Annotated in this window: 1 protein-coding gene; it reads right to left on the bottom strand. The window is 47.1% G+C overall.

The window, feature by feature from the left end:
* Window positions 1–93: 93 nt before the first annotated feature.
* The gene (locus QMA04_RS18100) at window positions 94–1,569 is read right to left on the bottom strand and encodes an IS1182 family transposase (protein WP_290187269.1); all 1,476 of its coding nucleotides are present in this window, start codon (window positions 1,567–1,569) and stop codon (window positions 94–96) included.
* Window positions 1,570–1,676 lie beyond the last annotated feature (107 nt).

Below are 1,676 nucleotides of genomic sequence, written 5' to 3'. Positions count from 1 at the left end.
GAGGCCACTGAAAAACCCTCCCTTGGAATCAGCGGGAGACAAAAAAGAGTCAGAAGGCAGGGAATCCTGCCTTCTGATTCTTTTTTTTCGCCTTTATTGTTCCGGAGCTTGCCTGCGCTCATCCAGTAATCGAAGAATCCGTTTCAGGTTCACGGTGAAAATCGCCATGGCGCCTTGCAAGGCCATGCCGCTCAATCCGGCCCCGGAAGTCACCCGGTACCCATGCCGAGTCTTCAGTTCACTGTTCTTGGCTTCGATTTTGTATCGCTCTTTGACCGCTTTTTTAAAGAAGTCACTTTCTTGGAAATCTCTCTGGATGGTGTGTTCGCTGGATTTAATGGAGACCGAGTAGGTTTTGCTTTTGGCCCCTTCCTTATAACAGCCTTCCCGTAACGGGCAACGCTTACAGCGTTCGATATCGAAAAAATAAGTGTCCGCTTGATTCTGTCCGACACCTTTTCTGCCTTGCCGGGCCTTCCGGATCGCCATATGTCCTGCTTTACAGACGTACATGCCCGCGTCTTTATTGAAATCGAATTCGTCTTCTTTTTTTCGCTGGCCATCTGTAATCTGGGGGTTCAGTTTGGAAATGAGGCAGATGTGATTTTCCTCCGCATACTGCAGATTGCTTTTTTCCGAATACGCTGTATCTCCAATGACCGTATTCACATGGACTCCAGCGGCGCAACTCTTTTCAATGAGAGATTGAAGAAGTTTCCCATCGTTTTTTTCACCGGTGGTCACGATCGCCGCCGTAACGAGTCGCTCGACACTCATCGCGAGGTGGGTTTTATAGCCGAAAAACGATGTGTCCACAGATTTATGCCCGGTTCGGGCATCTGGATCTGTCGAACAGCGCAGCTGTTCGATGTCATCCGCCATTGTTTCTTCCAGGAGACGAAGCGATTCCCCGATTTTCGGATTGGCCGATAGACCGGGAACCTGATCAATCGACGCGATTAATTCCTTGCAGTAATCGAGTTCTGCTTCGAGGTCATCCTTTGTATTCTTCTTCGGAAACTGTTCCTTCATGGACTCATCCACCGAATAAATGGTTTTACGTAATTTACGGGACTGATCCTGCAGGATCTCTTGTGTTTTTTTCAAGTTGTAGCGGGATTGGGTGTGGGTGGCATCGACAATAATGGTCCCTGTTTCAATCAGGTCAAGGTCCATCGCAATGGCCATGGTCTTTTCGATGAGGAGGTCTAAAAGATCGCTATCTTCAAGGCGCAGCTTCCGGAATTTGGTTAACGAACTTGGATTGATTACCGCTTCCTCTGGAGCCATATCCAGAAAAAACTTGTAGGAGAGATCGAATTTGGAACGTTCGACCAAATCTACATCTGACAGGGGATTCATGCTTTTCAGAAGCAGGTATTTGAACATGCGAATCGGGTGGATGGCCATCCGACCATTGTCAGAACAGTACTTTTCCGCCAGTTCCTGTGTCACAAAGGAGAAATCGACCAGCTCATTGATGCGACGGAAAATGTGATCTTGGGGAATGACAATATCATAAAGGGCTGCATAAGGACTGGGTTTCATGGATGGTCTGTCTGGCATCATGGGTATCCCTCCTTGAATTTAGAACCAGTATACAACAAAAAACACCGAATTTCTAAAATTCAGAAATCCGGTGCTTTTTGTTGTAGTTTTTCAGTGGCCTCCAATTT

It is taken from the genome of Planococcus sp. APC 3900, from assembly GCF_030407735.1.
Taxonomy (GTDB): Bacteria; Bacillota; Bacilli; order Bacillales_A; family Planococcaceae; genus Planococcus; species Planococcus notacanthi.
The sequence above is the reverse complement of the archived record's forward strand: the minus strand, read 5'-3'. Positions and strand labels throughout refer to the sequence as shown.